Source organism: Polaromonas sp. CG_9.5, assembly GCF_035984465.1.
Lineage (GTDB): Bacteria > Pseudomonadota > Gammaproteobacteria > Burkholderiales > Burkholderiaceae_C > Polaromonas.
On the sequence record NZ_JAXCHR010000067.1, the window covers coordinates 1 to 1287 of the forward strand.

The window sequence follows — 1287 nt, forward strand, 5'->3', positions numbered from 1 at the left end:
TGACCTTGCCCCTGGATTCCGTATCCCATAACCGAGATCATGAACGGGCTTGATGGGCCTGAGCCGCAAGCCAGTTTTCCTCAAACTGCATCGGGCTGATGTAGGCCAGCGTCGAATGCAGTCGCTCCCGGTTATACCAAAGCAGCCAGGCAATGGTCTCGTCCCTGGCCTGGCGCCGTGTCGCAAAGCGTTGCCCATGCAAGCGCTCGACCTTCAGCGAGCCGAACAGGGTTTCGCTACAGGCATTGTCCCAACAGTTGCCACGTCGGCTCATGGATGCAAGGATGCCGTACTCCTTGAGGGTTGCCCTGAAGTCCACGCTGGCGTACTGGCTGCCCCGATCGCTGTGAAACATCAAGCCGGCATGCTTGCCCGGATGACGCCTGAGCCAAGCCATGCGCAAGGCGTCCATGACGATGCTTGACGTCATGTCGTCCCGCAGCGACCAGCCCACCACCTGGCGGCTGAACAGGTCGATCACCACGGCTAGGTAAAGCCAGCCCTCATCGGTGGCGATGTAGGTGATGTCGCCCACCCAGAGCCGGTCCGGTGCGGCTACCGTGAACTGCCGATCCAGCAAGTTCGGTGCGATGGGCAACGGGTGATTGCTGTCAGTGGTGAGCTTGAAGCGGCGCTTGCCCTTGGCCCTGATGCCGTGCTGCTGCATGAGCGTTTGCACCCGGCACTTGCCCACGCGGATGCCGCGCGCCAGCAGTTCTCGCCAGACGCGCGGCCAGCCATAGGCGCCCCGGCTCTGGACATGAATGGCTTTGATGTGGACCAGCAAAGCCTCATCGCTCAGGTGGCGACGCGGTGCCGCGCTGGCGCGGCGCACGAAGTGATCGTGGTAACCCGCCACGCTGACCTGCAACACCCGGCACTGCACCGAGACCGGCCACACGCGCCGGTGGCGCTCGATGAAGGCGTACCTCAACGCTGCGCTTTCGCGAAGTACGCCGTCGCTTTTCCCAAAATATCGCGCTCCATCTTCACACGCGCCAGCTCGGCCCGCAGGCGGCTGATCTCCATCTGCTCGCTACTGACGGGTTTACTGTCAGCGCCCGTGAGTTTGCCTTGCTTTTGGGCTTTTACCCAGTTGAACAGCGTCTGATCAACCACGCCCAGCGTTCTGGCGACCGCTGCAATGCTTTGGCCTGCATCGACCAGCCGCACGGCCTCTTGCTTGAATTCGAGCGTGTACTTGGCCCTTGATGTCTTTGTCATTTTCGTTTTCCTTGTCTGAATTGAACCACTCAGCAAGGGATACGTTTTCTGGGGGCAAGGTCA

At 61.1% G+C, this 1287-nt stretch carries 1 protein-coding gene; it reads right to left on the reverse strand.

Features of this window, described 5'->3' with window-relative positions; all coding sequences use genetic code 11:
- Positions 1-37 precede the first annotated feature (37 nt).
- A protein-coding gene (locus RCH06_RS17815) for an IS3 family transposase (protein ID WP_327082798.1) occupies positions 38-1224 on the reverse strand; the annotation gives its coding sequence in 2 pieces (ribosomal slippage) (positions 38-969 and positions 969-1224; 1188 coding nt in all).
- Between the last annotated feature and the right edge of the window lie 63 nt (positions 1225-1287).